At 65.0% G+C, this 19801-nt stretch carries 18 protein-coding genes; 8 read left to right on the top strand and 10 right to left on the bottom strand.

The window, feature by feature from the left end; translation table 11 throughout:
* Window position 1: 1 nt before the first annotated feature.
* The 3 genes from G513_RS0108710 to G513_RS22175 all read right to left on the bottom strand — a co-directional run bounded on the left by G513_RS0108710 (window position 2) and on the right by G513_RS22175 (window position 3087).
* Complete coding sequence (locus tag G513_RS0108710) at window positions 2-1108, bottom strand: catalase family protein (protein ID WP_022976450.1); 1107 nt, start codon at window positions 1106-1108, stop codon at window positions 2-4.
* 87 nt (window positions 1109-1195) lie between these two features.
* Window positions 1196-2305 (bottom strand): DUF748 domain-containing protein, encoded by a 1110-nt coding sequence (locus G513_RS0108705; RefSeq protein ID WP_022976449.1) that lies wholly within the window; start codon window positions 2303-2305, stop codon window positions 1196-1198.
* On the bottom strand, window positions 2302-3087 hold the full coding sequence (locus tag G513_RS22175) for a Crp/Fnr family transcriptional regulator (RefSeq protein WP_022976448.1): 786 nt from the start codon (window positions 3085-3087) through the stop codon (window positions 2302-2304). The genes G513_RS0108705 and G513_RS22175 overlap by 4 nt, the downstream gene beginning before the upstream one ends.
* 255 nt (window positions 3088-3342) lie before the next feature.
* On the opposite strand from G513_RS22175, the gene G513_RS24835 reads away from it, so the two are divergent.
* Window positions 3343-5925, top strand: a complete 2583-nt coding sequence (locus G513_RS24835) for a CHASE3 domain-containing protein (RefSeq protein ID WP_022976447.1) — start codon at window positions 3343-3345, stop codon at window positions 5923-5925.
* Here G513_RS24835 and G513_RS25410 read toward each other — a convergent pair.
* Complete coding sequence (locus G513_RS25410) at window positions 5868-6062, bottom strand: hypothetical protein (RefSeq protein WP_022976446.1); 195 nt, start codon at window positions 6060-6062, stop codon at window positions 5868-5870. The genes G513_RS24835 and G513_RS25410 overlap by 58 nt on opposite strands.
* Before the next feature lie 92 nt (window positions 6063-6154).
* Window positions 6155-7189 carry a sigma-54 interaction domain-containing protein gene (locus tag G513_RS22165; RefSeq protein WP_022976445.1) on the bottom strand — a complete coding sequence of 345 codons (1035 nt, stop codon included), beginning with the start codon at window positions 7187-7189 and terminating at the stop codon, window positions 6155-6157.
* Between the two features lie 256 nt (window positions 7190-7445).
* Between G513_RS22165 and G513_RS26105 the strand changes: the two genes are divergently transcribed.
* The 7 genes from G513_RS26105 (at window position 7446) to G513_RS24825 (ending at window position 14812) form a co-directional block, all read left to right on the top strand.
* Window positions 7446-7874 carry a BON domain-containing protein gene (locus G513_RS26105; protein WP_211219631.1) on the top strand — a complete coding sequence of 143 codons (429 nt, stop codon included), beginning with the start codon at window positions 7446-7448 and terminating at the stop codon, window positions 7872-7874.
* 59 nt (window positions 7875-7933) lie between these two features.
* Window positions 7934-8248, top strand: coding sequence for an ElaB/YgaM/YqjD family protein (locus G513_RS0108675; protein WP_022976443.1), 315 nt, complete (start codon window positions 7934-7936; stop codon window positions 8246-8248).
* Window positions 8176-8676 (top strand): phage holin family protein, encoded by a 501-nt coding sequence (locus tag G513_RS22155; RefSeq protein ID WP_084711419.1) that lies wholly within the window; start codon window positions 8176-8178, stop codon window positions 8674-8676. Before G513_RS0108675 ends, G513_RS22155 begins: the two co-directional genes overlap by 73 nt.
* Window positions 8673-9167 carry a hypothetical protein gene (locus G513_RS0108665; protein WP_022976441.1) on the top strand — a complete coding sequence of 165 codons (495 nt, stop codon included), beginning with the start codon at window positions 8673-8675 and terminating at the stop codon, window positions 9165-9167. Before G513_RS22155 ends, G513_RS0108665 begins: the two co-directional genes overlap by 4 nt.
* On the top strand, window positions 9164-9598 hold the full coding sequence (locus G513_RS0108660) for a hypothetical protein (protein WP_022976440.1): 435 nt from the start codon (window positions 9164-9166) through the stop codon (window positions 9596-9598). The genes G513_RS0108665 and G513_RS0108660 overlap by 4 nt, the downstream gene beginning before the upstream one ends.
* A gap of 105 nt (window positions 9599-9703) precedes the next feature.
* Window positions 9704-11107 carry a sigma-54-dependent transcriptional regulator gene (locus G513_RS0108655; protein WP_022976439.1) on the top strand — a complete coding sequence of 468 codons (1404 nt, stop codon included), beginning with the start codon at window positions 9704-9706 and terminating at the stop codon, window positions 11105-11107.
* 183 nt (window positions 11108-11290) lie between these two features.
* The gene (locus G513_RS24825) at window positions 11291-14812 is read left to right on the top strand and encodes a PAS domain-containing hybrid sensor histidine kinase/response regulator (RefSeq protein ID WP_169560584.1); all 3522 of its coding nucleotides are present in this window, start codon (window positions 11291-11293) and stop codon (window positions 14810-14812) included.
* Window positions 14813-14922: 110 nt separating this feature from the next.
* On the opposite strand, the gene G513_RS0108645 is transcribed toward G513_RS24825, so the two are convergent.
* The 5 genes from G513_RS0108645 to G513_RS0108625 form a co-directional block, all read right to left on the bottom strand.
* Window positions 14923-15462: a DUF4142 domain-containing protein gene (locus G513_RS0108645; protein ID WP_022976437.1), complete on the bottom strand. Its 540-nt coding sequence runs from the start codon at window positions 15460-15462 to the stop codon at window positions 14923-14925.
* A 74-nt stretch (window positions 15463-15536) separates the two neighbouring features.
* A complete protein-coding gene (locus tag G513_RS0108640; protein WP_022976436.1) occupies window positions 15537-16025 on the bottom strand; it encodes a response regulator in 489 nt (162 codons plus the stop codon).
* Window positions 16022-17509, bottom strand: a complete 1488-nt coding sequence (gene rpoN, locus G513_RS0108635; protein WP_022976435.1) for an RNA polymerase factor sigma-54 — start codon at window positions 17507-17509, stop codon at window positions 16022-16024. Before rpoN ends, G513_RS0108640 begins: the two co-directional genes overlap by 4 nt.
* Before the next feature lie 130 nt (window positions 17510-17639).
* Window positions 17640-18431: an alpha/beta hydrolase fold domain-containing protein gene (locus tag G513_RS24820; protein WP_022976434.1), complete on the bottom strand. Its 792-nt coding sequence runs from the start codon at window positions 18429-18431 to the stop codon at window positions 17640-17642.
* 143 nt (window positions 18432-18574) lie between these two features.
* Window positions 18575-19762 carry an MFS transporter gene (locus tag G513_RS0108625; RefSeq protein ID WP_022976433.1) on the bottom strand — a complete coding sequence of 396 codons (1188 nt, stop codon included), beginning with the start codon at window positions 19760-19762 and terminating at the stop codon, window positions 18575-18577.
* Window positions 19763-19801: the final 39 nt, after the last annotated feature.

The raw sequence follows: 19801 nt of genomic DNA, 5'->3' as shown, positions 1-19801 counted from the left end.
ATCAGCGATCGAAATCGTCCAGCGAGGTCGGCTCGATGATCGGCGAGCCGTTGAGTTTGGCGCGCAGCGTTGCCGACATCTCGTAGCTGAGCTTGCGGGCCCGCATCACCGAGCCCAGCGGCTGATGTGCTGCAATGCCATGCCAGGGACTGAACGACAGGCTGTCGTCGAGGAATTTCTGGCGTGTTACATCCCAGGCGGGCTGAGGGCGCACGGTGATCCGTGCCACGGTGACGTAGGGGCTGCGGTCTTCCGGCCAGACCACGGAGGCATCCTCGATCGGCATGGTCTCCAGATCCGCGCACAGCTGCGCGCGCAGTTCCCATTCGCCGGTATTGGCGGCGAAGTACAGGCTGACGGTTTCGCGCAGGCCATCGGGCCGTTCGGAAAGATCGAGCTTGGCGCCGGTCAATGCCGTCAAGGCGGGCGATACCGGTGCCAGCGAAATCTTCGCCACGTAATCGCCAAAACGCAGCGGCACCTGGCTGTAGAAGGTTTCGCCAAGGATGTGGGTTTCCGGATGTCCGCCCAGGGTCATCAGCGTCGAGCTCTTGCCACCCAGGGCTTCGACGACTTTCTCGACACCCTGCGTGATCGCCGAAGTCACCACCTTGACGCCTTCCATCTTGTCGGTGGTCTTGGCCAGCATCTTCAGGCTGCCGAGGAATTTCTTCGCGTTCGGCGCCGAGAATGCCGGGCCGTTGACCAGCACGAAGTCCTGGGTGGTCGCGGTTTCCGAACCGGGCAGGCGTGCGCCTTCGACGCCGATCACCTTGAGCGCCAGGCCCCGCGGTGTGGAAACCTTGTCCGGCAGGATGTCGCCGGGAATTGTCGACAGCCGCAGGATCACCTGATAGCGGCCGGGCCTCGCGAACAGGCCCTGGCGCAGTGATTCCGGCAACTTGTCGACAACCGTCATCTCGCCGGCCAGCAGGCCATGACACTTGGCGTGCACGCCGCGCATCGCATGGCCGGAATCGGCATAGGTGGTTTCGCTGATCTTGCGCAGGCTGTCGGTGAGGCCGGCAAGGGTCTCCGCTTCATCAGCTTCCAGCTGCTCGAGGTCGGGGCTGTAGCGGACGGGCGTGATTGCGGTGTCGTACGCCATGGCTAGTTTCTCTGGCTGTGAGTCATGACAACGGGGAGCAAGCCCCATTCCCATGTCCGCAGGCCAAGTCTGCAGCAGGGCCGGCCGCTACTTCGATTTCGCGTCGCGCTCGAACTTGGGCTCGAATGCCGAAACGAAGGCGTTCTTGAGCAGATTGATCAGTGAGGTCGAGACATCGACATTGGGCGCATCGAGCCGCCCCGAAAACGGCATGCGGGTCGCGAGCTGATCCTTGGCCTGGTTCTGCAGAACCAGATTCAGCACGCTGCCGACGGCGTTGATGGCGAGTTCGAACGGGTTGTGTTCGCCCTTCATTTCCTGCTTCCAGTCGACCACCTTGAGATCGGTGAACAGCGGTTTCACATAGCCTTCGACGCCGCCGTCCTTGCCGGTGGCTTCCAGCACCACGTCGAGCTTGCCTTCAGTGGGATCGAACGGCGTGTAGGCCTGCATCGCCGGGCGCATGCGCGCCACCTGCAGGCCGAGCAGCTTCATCTTCAAGGCGAAGTCCGGCTGCAGCGCGAAGGGATCGATCTGCAGATCCAGGGTCAGCTTCGACTGCGCCATCGCCAGCGCTTCCAGCTGCAGATCGGCCACTCGATCGCCCTGTTTTTCCCCGGCGTTGGTCAGATTGGTCAGCACCGCTTCCACTTGGTCGAGATGCACGTCGACTTTCGGCTTGCTGTAGAGATCGTAGTAGTGCACCTGCCCGGAAACGATCTCCAGCCTGTCGATGCGGAACGGCGTCAGCTGATCGAGCAGATCAGCCCAGTTGACGCCCTTGCCGGTCTGCGCAGCCTTGTCGCGGTGACCGGCGGCGAAGCTGATGGTCGGCTCCAGCGCGCGGATGCGGGCGACCACGGTGCCTTTCATCAAGGCGAACCACAGCACCTGGATGTCCATGACCGGCGCGGCGAACAAGGGCTCGTCGACGGCGCTGTTGATCTGCTGGATGTGCACGCCGCGCAACTGGTACGAGCCGCGCAGCAGCGAAACGCTGACGTCCTCGACATGGCCCTGATAGTTGCCCAGCGACGCGAGGCGCTGGTTCAGCCAGCCCTTCATCGCATACGGCAAGGCCAGTCTTGCGGCGATGCCGACGCCGATGACGATCGCCAGCCACCAGGACCAGCGCCGGTCCCAGCGCCAGTGGCGGACATGGAACCAGCGGCGGTTGGCGGTGCTCGGCTGATTCAAGCGCGCACTTCGAGGCGATCGGCCAGCCGCGTCACCGCCGTCAACGGCTGGTCCGTCCAGCGAACCCGGCCGGCCGGTGGCGGCAGCAGACGTTCGTTGGCCTTGCGGATCGCGCCGTAGCATTCGCAGCTCAGGCGTTCGAGGTGCCGGCGGTCGAGCACGGTGATCTCGCTGCGGCCGCAGCGGATCACGCCGAGCTTGTGCAGCTTGAGCGTGGCCCGGGTGATGTTCTCGCGGCGCACGCCGAGCCGGTTGGCGATCTGTTCGTGGGTGATGCTCAGCGTCTGGCCTGGGCGATGGTCATCGAAGCGCAGCAGCCAGCGACACAGCTGCTGGTCGATCGAATGATGGCGATTGCAGACGGCCATCTGCGCTGTCTGCAGCATCAGGCTGTGCGTGTAGCGCAGCATCAAGCTGAGCATCGCCGGATGCTGGCCGGCTTCATCGCGCAGCCGTTGTCCGCTCACCGAATAGGCGTAGCCGGCGCTCTGCACCACGGCCACGGTCGGGCCGCTGTCGTCGGCCATGAATGCGGCAATGCCGACCAGCCCGTCATTGCCGACCTGGGAAATTTCGGCACCTTCACCGCCGGCGGTCTGGCAACTCAGGGAGACGATGGCGCCAGCCGGAAAGTAGACCTTGGTCAGCGGCTGTCCACCGCCCTGCAATACCGTGCCTTGCGATAGAAAGACCAGCTTCAGATCGGTCGCCAGCCGCTGCTTCACTTCGGCGGAAAGCGCGGCAAGCAGATGGTTGTGCGGGTGCAGCAGGATGTCGGGCATGTCGGTACTTCCTTTGTGTTCCTGGGGGAAAACACCGCTCAGATATCTGTCCGTGACGCTCGCTTGATCGCCTTCCGATCGCGCGAAAACTGTTGGATGGTCCATCAGCAAGTCCCGAGCCCGGGTGTGGGGTGCGGCCTGCAGGAACGTCTCGAATGCACGGCACTGGATAGGGCCGGCCAGTTAAACTACGAAACCGGCAAGATTTCCCTGCGGCAGCCAACAAGAACTCCCGGTTCGGGCAAGCGCAACGCGATGAAGGCTCCACTCAAGGCGACACTTTTTCTGGGCGCCGCCGTTGCGGTGATCCTGCTGGTGATCAGCGTGGTCCTGGCAGTCGCGAACATTCGCCAGCTGCACGATCGTTCCTACTGGGTTTCGCACACCCAGGACGTGATCCACGGTCTCGACAATCTGGTACTGCTGAGCACCACCGCCGAAAGCAGCCAGCGCGGCTATCTGCTGACCGGTGAACCTCGCTATCTAGGGCCGTACATCGCGGCCGTCGGCAGCGTGGGCGAAGCGGCCGACGAACTGCAGCGCCTGGTTGCCGACAACGGGCGGCAGCAGGCGCGGTTTACAGAATTGCGCCAGCGCATTCAGGCGCGGCTGAGCACGATGGTGGAACTGATCGAGTACCGGAAGGCGGGCGGCTTCGACGCCGGCCACGAGCTGCAGGTGCTCGATCGCGGCAAGCAGGAAATGGATGCGCTGCGCACCATCGTCAGCGAAATGATTGCCGACGAGCGCGAGCTGCTGACCGTGCGCGAGCAGCACTACGAGCGCACCTATCAAACCGCGCTGATCAGCGGCGGGCTGTCCGGCCTGCTGGCGCTGGCCGCGATCACCGCCTATCTGCTGCTGCTGCGCAGGCACTTGCGGCAGCTCGATGCCGCGCAGCAAGTCATCGCCGAACAGGCGGAACGTCTGCGGACCACCTTGGCCAGCATCGGCGATGCCGTCATCTCCACCGACTGCGATGCCGCCATCACCAACATGAACGCGGTGGCGGAAGCCCTGACCGGCTGGCCGCTGGCCGATGCCCTGGGCAAGCCGCTCGAGCAGGTGTTCCGGATAATCAACGAGACCAGCCGCAACACGGTGGCCAATCCGGCGAGACGGGCCTTGAGCGAAGGGATCATCGTCGGGCTGGCCAATCACACCTTGCTGATTACCCGCGATGGCTTCGAGCGGCCGATCGACGACAGCGCCGCACCGATCCGCTGCAAGGATGGCGAGATCGTCGGCTGCGTGCTGGTGTTCCGCGATGTCACCGAGCGGCACCAGGCCGAGACACAGCTGGCGGCCAGCGAGCGGCGGCTGCAGTCGGTCATGAATGCAATGCCGCAGAAGATCTTCACCGCCACGCCGAATGGCGACGTCGACTACCTGAACCCGCACTGGTCGGAATTCACAGGCCTGAGCATGGCGGAGCTCAGCGGCTGGTCGTGGGCGGAGTCCATCCACCCCGACGACGTGGCCGACAACATCAAGGCCTGGCAGCAGGCGGTGAGTTCCGGTGAACCCTATCTGTTCGAACATCGGTTCCGGCGTTTCGACGGTGAGTATCGCTGGCATCTCAGCCGCGCCAAGGCGCTGACCGACGAAGCCGGCAAGATATTGCTGTGGATAGGCTCGAATACCGATATCCATGAGCAGAAACAGATCTCGAACGAGCTGCGTGACATCGCTGCCCAGTTGTCCGAAGCCGATCAGCGCAAGAACAACTTCCTGGCCATGCTCGCCCACGAGCTGCGCAATCCACTGGCGCCGATCAGCAACGCCCTGCGTACGGTGCAACTGTTTCCCGAGGATCAGACGACCGTTCAGTCCGCCTCGCGGGTGATGGAGCGGCAGGTCCGGCAGATCGTCCGCCTGGTCGACGATCTGCTCGATGTCAGCCGGATCAGCCACGGCAAGATCGAACTCCGCCGCGAGTGCGTGGAGCTGGGGCAGATCATCCAGATGGCGGTGGAAACCAGCCGCCCCGCGATCGATGCGGCGCGTCATCAGTTGACGGTCACGCTGCCGTCAGCCTCGGTGTTCCTCGATGCCGATCCGGTGCGGTTGGCGCAGTCGTTCAGCAATCTGCTCAACAACGCCAGCAAGTACAGCGATCCCGGCGGTCATATCGAGCTGACCGCGACCTGCGAAGGCAGCGAAGTGGCGGTGTCGGTCAAGGACACCGGCATCGGCATTGCGCCGGATCGGCTGAACAGCATCTTCGAGCTGTTCACTCAGGTTGATCAGTCGCAGGAACGGTCCCACGGCGGTCTCGGCATCGGCCTGACCCTGGTGCAGCAGCTGATCGGCTTGCACGGCGGCTCGGTGCGCGCGTTCAGCGAAGGCGCCGGCCAGGGCAGCGAGTTCGTGGTGCGCCTGCCGATCATCACCGAGCGCTCCGCCGAAGTGCATGCGGAGTTGGCCGACGCGGTCGCGGCGACCACTGCGGCATCGCCGGGCTGGCGCATCCTGGTGGTCGACGACAACGAGGATGCGGCTGCTTCGCTGTCCCTGCTGCTCGACATGGGCGGCAACGAAACGGCGATGGCGCACGACGGCCTTGAAGCGCTGCAAATGGTCGAAACCTTCCGGCCCGACGTCGTGCTGCTCGATCTCGGCCTGCCCAAGCTCAACGGCTACGAAGTGGCGCGGAATATCCGTTCACGGCCGGGCGGCGACAGGATTTTCCTGGTTGCCCTGACCGGTTGGGGTCAGGACGACGATCTGCGCAAGACCCGCGAAGCCGGCTTCGACAAGCACATGGTCAAGCCCGCGAATTACGCGGTGTTGATGGCGTATCTGGAAACATTGCGCACCGACGCTGCGGCTTCCTGAGCCGGACGCGGCGGCGGCATCGAGTTGTCGATGGTCGTCAGGTTCGACGGGCGTACCGTCAGCGCGTCGTCATCACCGACGCCGGCCGTGACGGTGGTCTTGATCTGGTCCCAGCTATCGATGCGATTCCATCTCATTGCCGCGCTCCTCGTTGGTGTCCTGGTCTGGAGCCAAGGATTCAGCATCCGGCATGCCCGAGGATGGGCGCGGTGACGCTTCGCTCGTCGGCTCAGGTGCCGTTCGAGGTGTCGGGGCCGGTGGCTTCGATGCGATAGGCCTCGAGCCGGTTGTAGAGCGTCTTCAGACTGACCCCGAGGGTCTGCGCGGTCTGCCGCTTGTCGCCGGCAAAATGTTCCAGGGTGGCCAGGATCATCTCGCGCTCGGCATCGGCCAGCGGGGTGCCGATGCTGATCTGCAGATGACCGTCGCGCCGGGTCGGCTTGCGGGGAGCGGCGCTGGCCGGAATGGTCGGCAGGTCCAGCACGTCGTCGCCCAGGATGAAGGCACGGCTGACGGTGTTCTTCAGCTCGCGGACATTGCCCGGCCATTGCTGCATCTGCAGTTGCCGCAGATAGGGGCGAGAGAAGGTTTTCTTGCTGCCTTCCTTGGCATTGAGCACATCGAGAAAATGCTGCGCCAGCACCGGGACATCGCCATCGCGTTCGCGCAGGCTCGGCACCCGCAGCGGAAATACCGCAAGGCGATACATCAGATCCTCGCGGAAGCGGCCTTCGCGCACCGATGCCTCCATGTCGCGATTGGTGGCGGCGACCACGCGCACGTCGGCGCTGATCGTTTCCGAACCGCCGACTCTCTGGAAGCGCCGTGACTCGAGCACGCGCAGCAGCTTGACCTGCATCTCCAGCGGCATCTCGGTGACTTCATCGAGAAAGATGGTGCCGCCGTTGGCGCGCTCGAAATAGCCGGCGCGCTGGCGATCGGCGCCGGTGAAGCTGCCTTTTTCATGGCCGAGCAATTCAGCCTCGATCAGGCTCGGCGCGATGGCACCGCAATTGACCGCCACGAACGGCCCCTTGGCTCGCATGCTCAGCGTATGCAGCGCCTGGGCGACCGCCTCCTTGCCGGTGCCGCTCTCGCCAATGATCAGCACCGTGGCCTGGGTCGGCGCCACACGGCGGATCTGATCGCGGAGACGAACCATCACCGGCGCCTGGCCGATCAGGCCGGTCAGCCCCGGATCGTTGCCCGAAGGGGGGCTCGGGGCCGGTTGGTCAGAAGGCGCGTTCAAGGTGGGAGCGGGCATGGCGGCAAAGGCGGTCTGCAGGTCTGAAATTACCAGCGGTTGTAAAGGTTACTCGAAGCAATCGCCAGCCACGCGCTGAAAGCCTTGATGCAGCGCTTTCTGCCGGCCGCAGGCGTGCGGGCACGCAATCTGCCTATTTCAAATCATCAAATCGATGGCGGCAGATGTGCTTTCCCTCCCCTTCGTTGTTGCTGGATGAAGGACATCTGACGGTTTCGACATGGGCCCGCTGTCGGGCCTCAACACTGGAGGCACCATGAAAAAGTACATCACCCTGATTTCGCTGGTCCTTGCCGGCGGCTTGGCCGTTTCGGGCTGCGAATCGCCCCGGAACCCGGCCAACCCGGTCCCGCAGGAGCAGCCACCTACCGTCAACGGTGACGCTACGCCGCCGGCCAGTTCTGACGCGTCCGCCGAACTGGCGCGTGGCGACAGCCCCGCCGGCGCCAGCATGCAGTCCACCGGCAAGGCCGTGGACGACACCTGGATCACCACCAAGACCAAGACCGCATTGCTTGCCGAACCTGAACTCAAGGCCGGCAGCATTCAGGTCGAAACGCACGATGGCGTGGTTGCGCTGACCGGCAAGGTGCCGTCGGCCGAGCACAGCAAGAAAGCCACGATGGTGGCCCGCGGCATCGAAGGCGTCACCGACGTCGACAACAAGCTCACCGTGACGCAGTAAAGCGTCTGCAGCCCGCCGGGATTTCAGTCCCGGTCATTTCACCTCAAAGGAGAACACCCATGGATGATTACAAGCAGCAGAACGGCAGCCTGGCTTCGAGCGCACGCGATCTGGCGAGCAACGCCGAGGAACTGATGCGGCAGACCGCCGCTGTCTCCAACGACAGCATCGCTGTCCTTCGCGAGAAGCTGCAGGAAAGCCTGAAGGTTGCCCGCACCCAGATTGCCAACGCCCAGGATTACGCCGTGGAGCGTGGCAAACAGGCGGTCACCGCGACCGATACCTACGTGCACGAGAAGCCATGGCAGGCGATCGCCGTCGCCGCGCTGTTCGGTGCGCTGATCGGCTTCATCAGCAGTGGTTCGCGCCGCTAAGGAGCACGACACTCGTGACCCCGTCGCAAAGTAGCGTTGCCGATAAACCCCTGTCGGATCCCCCGCTGTCCGATACTTTGCGGCGGCTGGTCGCGCAGTCGATGAACGTCCTGCAAGGCCGTTTCGAGCTGTTCAAGCTGGAAATCCACGAGGAGCGAGTACGGCTGGGGCAGTTGCTCGGCCGCGGCCTGCTCGCCGCCTTGTCGATCTTTCTGGCCGTACAGCTGATTGCCATGCTGATCGTGGCGCTGACCTGGGATACGCAGTGGCGGATTCCGGTGGTGGTCGGCCTGGCCGTGACCTGCATCGTCGTCGCCCTGCGCGCCGTTCATTCCTACCGGGCCGTTGCCGCGTCGACCTTGTTCGAAGACAGCGTCAATGCGCTCGCCGACGACAAGCAGGAAATCAGGGAGGCCAAGCAGAAATGAGCGATCGCGACGCGGATCACGCGGCTCAACGCAGACAGGTGCTCGCCCGTATCGAGCAGGATCGCGAACAACTGGCGGGCACGCTGGAAGAATTGCGGCGTCCGCTGCACACCCTCAATCAATTGCAGAAGAACACTCGCGCGATCGTGCCGGCACTGTTTGCCGCGGGTGCGGCGTTCCTGATCCTCAGGGCGCTGCGCAGCAGCAGCCGGAACCGGCGGATCGACAAGGCCCTGGCGAGCGGACATCGGGGCCACTACCCCGCGGTCCAGGCCAAGCGCAGCACCAGCTGGTTTGCCTGGGTGCTGAAGTTCGTCAGCGCCTATCGAATCGCCGTGTCGGTCAGCGAAACGGTGCGCTCGGTCAGCCAGGCCGGCGGATCGCATAAAGCCGTCGGGGCCATCGGGCCTGCTGCCGCAGCAACGGGCTTCAGATCGGCCAGCCCACAAGTGAGCCGAGCGCATCCCACTCTCGAGAGGAATCCAACATGAACTTCAATACCAGCACGCTGAACGACGCCGCATCGACGGTCGCCGCGAAAGCCGAGCACTTTGTCGACGCCGCCAAGCCGCGTCTGCGTGATGTCGCCAGCTCGGCGCTGGACACCATCAAGCCGGTCATTGCCTTCGCCCTGCCGCTGGCACGCCGAGTGAACTGGCAGCTGGTCGCCTTCGGTCTGGCCGCCGGCGCCGCGGGTTATCTGATCCGTTCCGGTATCGGTTCGGCAGCGGAGCGCAAGGCCAGGATCGCTGGCGCCAAGCCCCACGAACTGAATCGCTGGGAGAACGAAGGCGGCATGACCGCGACCTCGACGCCCGCTTCGTCGCCAACTGCATCACAAGAGCGTCCAGCGGATGCCGATGGCGCTGCCGCCAGCGACGGCCCGCGCTGCAAGGTCGAGGATCGCGTCTGGGGCACGTGAGGATCGCCAGTTGAGGGCGGCTGACAGCTTCGATTAAGGTGGTACGGTGCGCGAAAGCATCGGAGCCGCAGAGTGAATCAAACGTTGCAGCAGGAGAGAAGCTGAATGGCGCATGCCTTGATCGTCGATGACGACGAGAACACGCGCGAATCAATGGCCGCGCTGGTCGAAGCCGAAGGCTTCACCACGGCCTGCGCGGCGGATTTGCGGGCGGCGCACATCCAGCTGACCCGGCAGCAGCCGGACATCGTGCTGATCGATCTCCATCTGCCGGATGGCGATGGCCTCGATCTGATCGATGCCATCGAAAACCGCTCCGAAACCGAGATCATCCTGATCACCGGCAACGCCAGCGTCGATACCGCGATCGCCGCGCTGCGCGCCGGTGCGGCGGACTATCTGGTCAAGCCGGTCAACATCGCCCGCCTGCGCTCGATCCTGCAGCGAGTGCCGAAGGCGTCGGACCTGAAATCGCAGATCGGCGCCTTGCGCAGCGAACTGCGGCGGGTCGGCTACTTCGGCCACATGCTCGGCAAGTCGCCGATCATGAGCGTGCTCTACGACCAGATCAGCCGCGTGGCGCCGACGGCGGCCACCGTGCTGCTGATCGGTGAAAGCGGTACCGGCAAGGAACTGGCGGCGCAGACGCTGCACGAGATGAGCCGCCGGCCGAAGCAGCCGTTCATGGCGGTGAATTGCGGCGCGATCTCGCCGAACCTGATCGAAAGCGAAATGTTCGGTCACGAGAAGGGCAGCTTCACCGGCGCCGATCGCCAGCATCGCGGCTATTTCGAACGCGCCGACGGCGGCACCTTGTTTCTCGATGAAATCACCGAGATGCCGATCGAGCTGCAGGTGAAACTGCTGCGCGTGCTGGAAACCGGCAAGTTCATGCGCATCGGCACCGACAAGGAAGTGGAGACCGACGTTCGCGTCATCGCCGCGACCAATCGCGATCCGGAAGCGGCGGTGGCCTCCGGCAAGCTGCGCGCCGATCTCTATCACCGCCTCAACGTGTTCCCGATCCAGATGCCGCCGCTGCGTGATCGGGTCGGCGATGTCGAGCTGCTCGCGCAGCGTTTTCTCGATGAGCTCAACCAGGCGCACGACACCCACAAGACCTTCCCGCCGGAAGGCTTGGGCAAACTCGCGGCGCATCGCTGGCCGGGCAATGTCCGCGAGCTGCGCAACTTCGTGCAGCGCGCCTACATCATGGGCGAAGAAGTGATCGACATCGGCAGTGCGCTGTCGCTCGTCGCCTCACCCTCCGAAACCGAAGCCCCGGCGCCGGAGACGGTGATCGAGATTCCGGTCGGCATGTCGCTGGCGGCCGCCGAGAAGCAGCTGATCCTGGCCGCGTTCGCGATGTACGGCGGGGTCAAGAAGTACACCGCGGAACAGCTCGGCATCAGCCTGAAGACGCTCTACAACCGGCTCGAGGAATATGGCCTGCAGGGCGCCGGTGTCGAAGGCGGTGAAATCACGGCCAAGGCGACGTCGGCCGATTAGGGTTGCCGGGTACGTCGCTTGCTAATCCCCTCCCCCGGAAGGAATCTCCGACGGTGATGATGGGGCGGTATGGGGCGGCCAGAACATGCAGTTTGAGCACCAGACACGGTCTTTTCGGCCGGTTCGATCGACGATCGCGCCGGTCTTCCGTGTGTGCGGACAATGGAAAGATTTACTCCCGTGGTGAGCAAGAAAAGCCCGGTTGACGAGCCAGCGGCGCGCCGGCAGCGGCTCAGCGCAGCGATGGGTATCGGTTACTGCGAGGGCGATCCGCGCAGCGGCACTCTGCTGCTCGATGAAACCGCCGCCCGGCTGCTCGATCTTCCGGCGGGTGTTCCGCTGCCGATCAGCGACTGTCTGAGCCGGGTGCATCCGCGTGATCTGCTGGCGATCGAAAAGATCGGCGCCGAGCTGATCGCCTCTGGCGACAGCGCCGAAGTCGACTTCCGCTACGGCCGCAACGGCCAGGCGCGCAGTCTGAACGCCACCGCCTGTGTCGAGCGCGACGCTGCGGGCCAGGCCGTGCACCTGACCATCGGCCTGCGTGACATCACCGCCGCTCGCCGCCTGCGTTCCGAACTGCGCGACGTCAAGCAGCGCTTCAGCGTACTGATCGAAAACGTCGACGACGTGTTCTGGATCGTCGACTGGCAACCCCGGCGACAGATCTATGTCAGCCCGAGCTACAGCCGCTGCTGGGGTTTCGACGAAGTCGCGCTGCTGGCCGGCGAGTCGCGCTGGCTGGACAACATTCACCGCGCCGATCGTGACGCGGCAGAGGCGGCCTTCGAAGCCCTGGGCGAGGCCGAGGAAGGCGAGGACCACTTCGCGATCGAGTACCGCATCGTCCTCGACACCGGCGAGCAGCGCTGGATCCGCGATCGCGGCATCGCCGTGCGGGCCGTCGACGGCTCGATCGAACGGGTGGTCGGCATCGCCGAAGACATCACCGATCGGCGCACCGTGGTCCGTGAACTGGCCGAGCGCGAACAGAACCTGCATCAGGCGATGGAAGCCGCGCAGCTGCACGTCTGGACCCTGCATACGCCGACGCGTCGCCTGAAGATTTCCGATGCGCTGTGCGCGATGTTCGGCCTGAATTCCGAAGCCTGCCGCCGGCTCGGCCCCTGGCGACGGCGTCTGCACCCGAAGGACCGGGTGCGGGTGGAAGCGGCGCTGCGCAAGCTGATGGCCGACGGTACACCGCTGCGCGAGGAGTTCCGCGTCCAGAAAATCGACGGCAGCATCACCTGGCTCGATGCCCGCGCCATCCTGATCGCCGACGAGGATGGTCAGGGCGCCGAGGTGCATGGCGTGGCGGCCGACATCACCGAACGCAAGCAACTGGAGCAGATGCAGGTTGCCAGCGGCAGGCGCCTGCAGCTGGCGCTCGACGCGGCGCACCTGTTTGCCTGGACCTACGAGCCGGCCACCGGCAGGGTCGATGGCGATGACGGCATCTATCCCCTGTTCTTCGGCGAGGAAAAGCGCGCCGTCTACACCGTCGAGGACTGGCGCGCCGCCATCCATCCGGAAGACTGGTCGCGGGTCGCGGCCGAATTCGCGGAGACGCTGGCCGGCGGCAGCGAATTCGATGCCGAGTACCGAGTCGTCCGGCTCGACAAGAGCATCCGCTGGGTCCGCTCGCAGTTGGTGCTGGTGCGCAACGACGAGGGCTCCTCGATCGGCTATGGCGTGCTCGGCGACATCACCGAACGCCGCAGGGTCGAGCAGCAGCTGCGGCACAGCGAGCGCGAACTGCGCACCATCACGGCTGCCGTGCCGATCGGCATTGCCCGTATCGGCCGAGACCTGCGCTACCAATTCATGAATCAGGCGTTCGCAGCGCTGATGCGCTCCGAAACACCGGAGGAATTCATCGGCCGCAGCATTGCGGAGGTTGCCGGTGAACAGGCCTTGGCCGCCATCAAGCCCTACGTCACCCAGGTGCTGTCCGGGGAGACGGCCGATTACCAGATTCGGGTGCAGTTGCCGCTCGGTGAGCGCTACATCCACGCCAACTACACGCCGGAGTGGAACGACGCCGATGAGGTCACCGGCTTCATCGCGGTGATCATGGACATCACCGAGCGGACGCTGGCCGAAGGCAAGCTCTACGAGCGCGAGCGCGAGTTCGAGACGCTGGCCGAGAACGCGCCAGACCTCATTGCCCGCGTCGATCGCGACCTCGCCTATCTGTACATCAACAGAGTTGCCGAATCGACGTTCGGCGTGGTCCGCGATGCCTATGTCGGCCGCACGGCGGACGATCTCGGCTTCCCGCCGCAGTACGTCAGCGCCACCACCGAAATCATCACCGCCGCGTTCGCCCAGGGTGCCGAGCAGGCGACCAACTTCGCCGTTCCGAATGGCCGCGAGCGCAGCTATTTCAGCGCCCGCGCAGTGCCGGAGCTCGATCGCGGCGGTTTACTCGAATCGGTGTTGCTGATCGTCTACGACATCAGCGAGCGCATGCGCGGCCAGGCCGAGCGCGACACCCTGCTGGCCCGCGAGCACGAGGCGCGCAAGCAGGCCGAAGCGGCCGCACGCGGCCGCGACGAATTCCTGGCCATCGTTTCGCACGAACTGCGCTCGCCGCTGAACGGCATCCAGAACTGGGCGCATGTGCTGGAAAGCGTGCCGGGCAACGGCAACAAGCTGATGCTGCGGGCGATCTCCGGCATCAAGACCGGCGTCGAGCAGCAGGTGCGCCTGATCGACGATCTGCTCGATGCCACCCGCATCATCACCGGCAAGCTGAGCCTGTTGCTGACGCCGGTGAAGCTGGCGCCGGTGATCGTCGCGTCGATCGCCAGCGTGCGCGACAAGGCACTGGCCAAGCACATCGAGCTGCACGCCGAGATCGATCTCGAAGACGAAGCCATCGAAGGCGATGCCGACCGCCTGCAGCAGATCGTCTGGAACCTGCTGTCCAACGCGATCAAGTTCACGCCTTCCGGCGGCCACGTCTGGCTGTCGGCCAGCCGCGAGAACGATATCGCCGTGATCAGAGTCCGCGACGACGGCCGCGGCATCGACGCCGATTTCCTGCCGCAGCTGTTCGAGCGTTTCCGGCGCGATGAAACCGGCAACAGCCGCGGCCAGGGTGGCTTGGGCCTGGGGCTGATGCTGGTCCGCAATCTCTGCGAACTGCATCGCGGCAATGTCATCGCCACCAGCCCGGGTCCAGGGCTCGGTGCGGTGTTCACGGTGCGTCTGCCATTGCGCAAGTCCGGCACGGCGGCGGTGCCGGCGATCGTGCCGTTCCCGCTCGATCAGGCGGGCACCTTGCCGAGCTTGAGCGGGCTGCGCCTGCTGCTGGTCGATGATCACGTCGAATCGCGTGATCCGCTGGCGGTGCTGCTGTCGCAGACCGGTGCAGTGGTCGACGTGCTGTCGTCCGGCGAAGAAGCGGTGACGGTGATCCGGCGTGGCTTCGGCAAGGAGCAGCAGCCGGATCTGCTGATCTGCGACATCGCCATGCCCGGCCAGGATGGCTACGAAACGGTGCGATTGATCCGCGAGTTCGAGAAGAGCCGGGGCCAGCCGACGATGCCGGCGATCGCTCTGACCGCCTTCGCCCAGAACGAGGATCGCGCGCGGGCGCTCGAAGCCGGCTTCCAGACCCATATGGCCAAGCCGGTGATCGTCAAGGAATTGATCGCGACGATCGCGGTGCTGGCACCGGTGCGCGGCAACGCGTAGTCAGCGGTGCCGGCATGGCCTGGGGGAATAGTGGCCAGTCGCGTTGCGGCTTGCTGGCCAGGCAAGCCAGGCGCGATGAGAGGGGAAATCTCAACCGCGCCCCGCTGAACTCAGTGGGACTTCTTGATCGCGTTGATGCCATCCAGGTGAGACTGGATCAAGGGCAGTTCCTGACGCGCGAAATCGGCAACTGCGGCATCGGTGAATGCGGTTGCCTTCTTGAACTCGCCGACATCGCGCTTGTGGTCGATGCGGATCGAGCTGATGAAATTCTGGTCGAAGTGTTCGCTGTCCGAGTCGATCAGATCGTTGAGGCCATCGCGCTTGTCGTCGCTGATCACCGCCGGCACCGTCACCTGCACTTCCAGCGCCAGCAGTTCGAGGCGGCTCAGCAGCCGGGTCTGGTCGCGCATCATCAGACGGCCGTAATCGCGGATCGCCTCAGTGCTGCCGCGCCTTGCGGCGAGCTGGCCTTCCTCGAAGTCCATCAGCCGGGCATCGACCATCTCGACCAGAAACTTCGCCGCCGGTTCGCTGACGGCCACCGACTTCGCATCGTTGACGTGCTTGGCCACGGCGACGCTGTCGGGCTCTTCCGGCGGCTTGCTGCTGGCGCAGGCGGAGATCGCCGCGGCAGCCAGCACGCTCATCAGCAACGGGGTGAATCGCGACCTCGCGGGCCGTGATCCCTCTCCGTGCTGACGCCGTGCCGCGCGCGCCGCTGTCATCTCCTGTCCGCCGATGACTCCAGCAGCCTGTGCACCACGCTCAGCAGTTCGACGACGTTGTAGGGCTTGCGCAGGAAAGCGTCGTAACCAGTGAAATTCTGCCGGACCATGTCTTCGCTGGTGCCGCTGTTCATCACGATCGGGATGTTCTGGGTCGCCGGGTTGGCGCGCAGACGGCGGCCCATTTCCGCACCGTTCATCAGCGGCATCATGAAGTCGAGAATCACCAGTTCCGGCGTCACCATATCCATGCGCTCGAGCCCGTCCACGCCATTGGCAGCGGTGTAAACCCGATAGCCGCTGTCGGTGAGGATGGCTTCCAGCGGCTCGCTGTTGCTGGCTTCGTCATCGACGATCAGGACGGTGCCGAGATACTCGTCGCCGTTGGGCTGGACAGAACCGTGCTCGCCGGGCTGCGAGCCCGAGTGCGAAAACGGCCTCTGGTTATCGGCCGAATATTCGTGATGGGTCTGCTGGTTGTTCATGGCTGGCACCGCATTTCGACCGGCGGCAGCTTTAGCTGATTCCGGTATTTGGTAACGGTTCGGCGAGCGACGCAGATGCCGTTCTCGGTCAGCATCTTGGCGAGGCTGACGTCGGACAGCGGGGCGTCGCGATTCTCGCCCTCGATCATTTCCTTGATGGCCGCACGCACCGCGGTGGCCGAGCAGCTGCCGCCGGTGTCGGTGCTGAGCTTGCGCGAGAAGAAATGCTTGAATTCGAAAGTGCCGCGCGGCGTCGCCATGTACTTCTTGCTGGTGGCGCGCGACAGCGTGGATTCATGCAAACCCAGTTCGTCGGCGATCTCGCGCAGCAGCAGCGGCTTCAGCGCGATCTCGCCGTACTCGAAGAAGGCGCGCTGGCGCGCGACGATCGCTTCGGCAACCTGCTTGATGGTGACGTAGCGCTGTTCGATGTTGCGCAGCAGCCAGCGGGCTTCCTGCAGCTGCTGCTGCATCGCCGGGTACTTGCCGTCACGCGACATGCGCAACAGATCAATGCAGCCGCTGTTCAGGCGGGCTTTCGGCATGACCGCCGGATTGATGACGGCGTTGAGCTTGCCCTTCTGGCGAACGACGATGACATCCGGCACCACGTAGTCGACCCGCGCGGCGGCGAAGTTCGCGCCCGGGTGCGGCTCCAGGGTGCGGATCAGCGCATGGGCTTCGTGGATCGCCGGCTCGCTGCAATCGAGGCGCCGCTGCAGTTCGCGATGATCGCGCTTGGCCAGCAGTTCGAGATGGCCGGTGAGCTTCATTGCCAGGCTGCGGCCCGGGGTGCCGACGGCGGTGGCACGCAGCTGCAGCATCAGGCACTCGGGCAGATCGCGGGCGCCGACGCCGGCCGGATCGAACTGCTGGACGATGCGGATGCCTTCGGCGATTTCGGCTTCGCTGAGCGGCTGCTCCAGTTCCAGGGCCAGCGCGGTATCGGCGACGTCATCGCGCAGGTAGCCGTGGTCATCGAGGGTTTCGATGACCAGCACCGCAGCGAAGCGCTGACGCTCGTCGAGCTGGATACCGCAGACCTGCGCATGCAGGTGTTCGCGAAGCGTGGTTTCGGCCGAGATCCAGTTGCAGGGATCGGCTTCCGGATCGCCGCTGACACCGCGGGAAAGCGTTTCGAAGCCGGGGGCTGGCAGCTCGTTCCAGTCCGCGGCCTGCAGGGACGACACTTCGACGCCGTCCACCGTGTAGCGATCGCTCTCCGCTTCGAACTGGGCAATGCCTTCGCCGGATTCGCCGTCCTGACGCAGCGCGGCGTTGTCGTTCGCCTGTTCGGCGGCCACGACTTCAGCGCCCTGCTCACCCGGCTCGCCTTCTTCGAGAAACGGATTGCTGGCCAGCTCCTGCTGGAATTCTTCCTGGAATTCGAGCGCCGACATCTGCAGCAGACGCATCGCTTGCTGCAGCTGCGGCGAAGCGGACAGCTGCTGTCTGGCGGCAATGGAGAATGAGGACTGGGTCATTGCAACGGCTCCGGCTTTGAGGGCGGCGAAAGGACTGTTGACGTTCAAGGGGCACAGTCCGTGCCATCCATAAAAATCTTTCTAGAACAAATGCTTGGGCTTATTTTTGAAATTCTGGCCTGCGCCAGTTCTACATGGCCCTGTAATTTTTATCCGTGCTTCTTGCCGATTCCGCGGCGGCCGCCGGCAGGGCGATGTCCCAGAGATGGGAGCTGGTGGCGGACGCTGTGGTAGCCGCTGCCGGCTGCACCGAGACATTGGTGGTCGGTGCGTTGACCAGCACCAGGTAGTAGGGCGCCGGCACATTGGCCTGCTGGGCTCGGGCGGCAACGGCCATGGCCACCGGGCCAGCCAGGCCTTCGCCCATGACCACGACCCGGCGCGGATCGCCGCCCAGGCTGTCGGCATTGGCCAGCGCCCACTGGTAGGCGCCATAGGCTTCACGGTCGTCGCCGCTGCGGAAGTCGACGTCGGTGACGCCGGCCGCGGCAGTGCGCAGGCTGACCGACACCACGACGGCATCAGCCGATTTCGCCAGCGCCCGCGCGGCGCCGGCATGTTCGGTATCGCTATTGGCGCTGCCGGCTTCGCGGTAATAGACCACCACCGAGTACGGTCCCGGACCGGCGGGCCAGTACAGCTTCACCGTCGATCCGGGCGCTGGCTCGGCAACCGGCGCTTCGATGCGGACGTCGTTGTCCTTCAGACTGCCGACGGCATCGTCGACTCCCTGCGTGGCTCGTTCCTCGTAGCTCATCGCGGCAAGGCCGTAGCGATGGCCGTCGGCATCGACGATGGTCGTGTCGGCAATTGCCTGCAGCTGCTGCGCCTGGTCATGAAGACGCTCGCCAGCCGTCGTCGACAACCAGACGGCTGCCAGCAGGGTCCCGGCGAGGATGGACGAGGAGGTTTTCGCGAACATGACCAGGCTCCTGAAGTAGCGTCGAACGGCGGCACCGATTGCTTTCGGCGCTGACCCGCAGCAGGGCGCGTGCCCGGCGCTGCAGTTCGTTCAGTGCGGCTTCAAAAGTCCTGGTCAGCAGGCTTCCGCGAGGGAGCCTGGGCTCAGGCGGCAGGAGTCGCCGGCAGGCCGGAGGTGTCCGCGGGCTTGATGCGCGGCGGCCTCAGCACCAGCACGAAAGCCAGGCCAAACGCCGCCATCACCGCCCCGGCCAGCGCGACTGCCGGATAGCCCAGATGGGCGCTGATCACCGCGCCACCGACCACGGCACCCACAGCATTGCCGAGGTTGAAGGCGCCGATGTTCATCGCCGATGCCAGATTCGGCGCATCGCCCGCGGCGGCCATCACCCGCATCTGCAGCGGTGGCACTACCGCGAAGCTGGTGATCCCCCAGAGGAAGATCAGCACCGCGGCCGGCAGCGGCCAATGCATGCCGACCGAGAACAGCACCAGCAGCGCCACCATGCTCGCCAGCGTGACGATCAGCGTGCCGTCCACCGAACGGTCGGCGTAACGCCCGCCCAGCCAGTTGCCGGCGGTCAGGCCCAGCCCGTAGATCACCAGCATCCAGGCGACGAAGCTGGTCGAGGCGTGAGCCTCGGTCAGCAGGATCGGGGCGATGTAGGTGAACACGGTGAACATCGCGCTCGAGGCGATCACCGTCAGCGCCAGGGCTTTCAGCACCGGTGCCCGCCCCAGCACGCGCAGCTCGGCGCGCATGTCGGCACCGGCATCGGCCGGAAGTTTCGGCAGCGCCAGCCGCAGCGACACCATGGCCAGCACGCCCAGCCCGGCAACCGCCCAGAACACCTTGCGCCAGCCGAACTGTTCCGCCGCCCAGGTCGCCAGCGGCACGCCGCCGACGGTGGCGATGGTCAGGCCCATGAACATCGCCGCGACGGCGCTGGCGCGCTTGTCCTGCGGCATCAGCCGCGCGGCGACCACCGCACCGACGCCGAAGAACGCGCCGTGACAGAACGAGGTGAGCACGCGCGCGAACAGCAGCGTCGTGTAGCTCTCGGACAGGGCCGCGAGCAGGTTGCCGGCGGTGAAGATGGCCATCAGCGCGATCAACAACGTGCGCCGGGGCACGCGGCTGGTGGTCAAGGTCATCAGCGGCGCGCAGAGCAGCACGCCGAAGGCATAGGCGCTGACCAGCAGGCCGGCGGTCGGAATCGACACGCCCAGATCGCTGGCGATCACCGGCAGCATGCCCATCGGCGCGAATTCGGTGACGCCGATGCCGAAGGCGCCGATGGCCAGCGCCAGGATGGCGGTATTGAACTTCATGATCTTTTCCGTAATGGCCGTAATTGAGCGTGACGCAAA

Origin of the sequence: Nevskia ramosa DSM 11499, from assembly GCF_000420645.1 — a bacterium.
GTDB lineage: Bacteria > Pseudomonadota > Gammaproteobacteria > Nevskiales > Nevskiaceae > Nevskia > Nevskia ramosa.
The sequence above is the reverse complement of the archived record's forward strand: the minus strand, read 5'-3'. Positions and strand labels throughout refer to the sequence as shown.

Coding starts and splice junctions, on each gene's coding strand:
- G513_RS0108640 (WP_022976436.1), bottom strand. CDS start 16,025: ATGAACAACCAGCAGACCCATCACGAATATTCGGCCGATAACCAGAGG.
- G513_RS24820 (WP_022976434.1), bottom strand. CDS start 18,431: ATGTTCGCGAAAACCTCCTCGTCCATCCTCGCCGGGACCCTGCTGGCA.
- G513_RS22165 (WP_022976445.1), bottom strand. CDS start 7,189: ATGCCCGCTCCCACCTTGAACGCGCCTTCTGACCAACCGGCCCCGAGC.
- G513_RS26105 (WP_211219631.1), top strand. CDS start 7,446: ATGAAAAAGTACATCACCCTGATTTCGCTGGTCCTTGCCGGCGGCTTG.
- G513_RS25410 (WP_022976446.1), bottom strand. CDS start 6,062: ATGAGATGGAATCGCATCGATAGCTGGGACCAGATCAAGACCACCGTC.
- G513_RS0108665 (WP_022976441.1), top strand. CDS start 8,673: ATGAGCGATCGCGACGCGGATCACGCGGCTCAACGCAGACAGGTGCTC.
- G513_RS0108710 (WP_022976450.1), bottom strand. CDS start 1,108: ATGGCGTACGACACCGCAATCACGCCCGTCCGCTACAGCCCCGACCTC.
- G513_RS0108645 (WP_022976437.1), bottom strand. CDS start 15,462: ATGAGCGTGCTGGCTGCCGCGGCGATCTCCGCCTGCGCCAGCAGCAAG.
- G513_RS24835 (WP_022976447.1), top strand. CDS start 3,343: ATGAAGGCTCCACTCAAGGCGACACTTTTTCTGGGCGCCGCCGTTGCG.
- G513_RS0108660 (WP_022976440.1), top strand. CDS start 9,164: ATGAACTTCAATACCAGCACGCTGAACGACGCCGCATCGACGGTCGCC.
- G513_RS0108655 (WP_022976439.1), top strand. CDS start 9,704: ATGGCGCATGCCTTGATCGTCGATGACGACGAGAACACGCGCGAATCA.
- G513_RS22155 (WP_084711419.1), top strand. CDS start 8,176: ATGGCAGGCGATCGCCGTCGCCGCGCTGTTCGGTGCGCTGATCGGCTT.
- G513_RS0108625 (WP_022976433.1), bottom strand. CDS start 19,762: ATGAAGTTCAATACCGCCATCCTGGCGCTGGCCATCGGCGCCTTCGGC.
- G513_RS0108675 (WP_022976443.1), top strand. CDS start 7,934: ATGGATGATTACAAGCAGCAGAACGGCAGCCTGGCTTCGAGCGCACGC.
- G513_RS22175 (WP_022976448.1), bottom strand. CDS start 3,087: ATGCCCGACATCCTGCTGCACCCGCACAACCATCTGCTTGCCGCGCTT.
- rpoN (WP_022976435.1), bottom strand. CDS start 17,509: ATGACCCAGTCCTCATTCTCCATTGCCGCCAGACAGCAGCTGTCCGCT.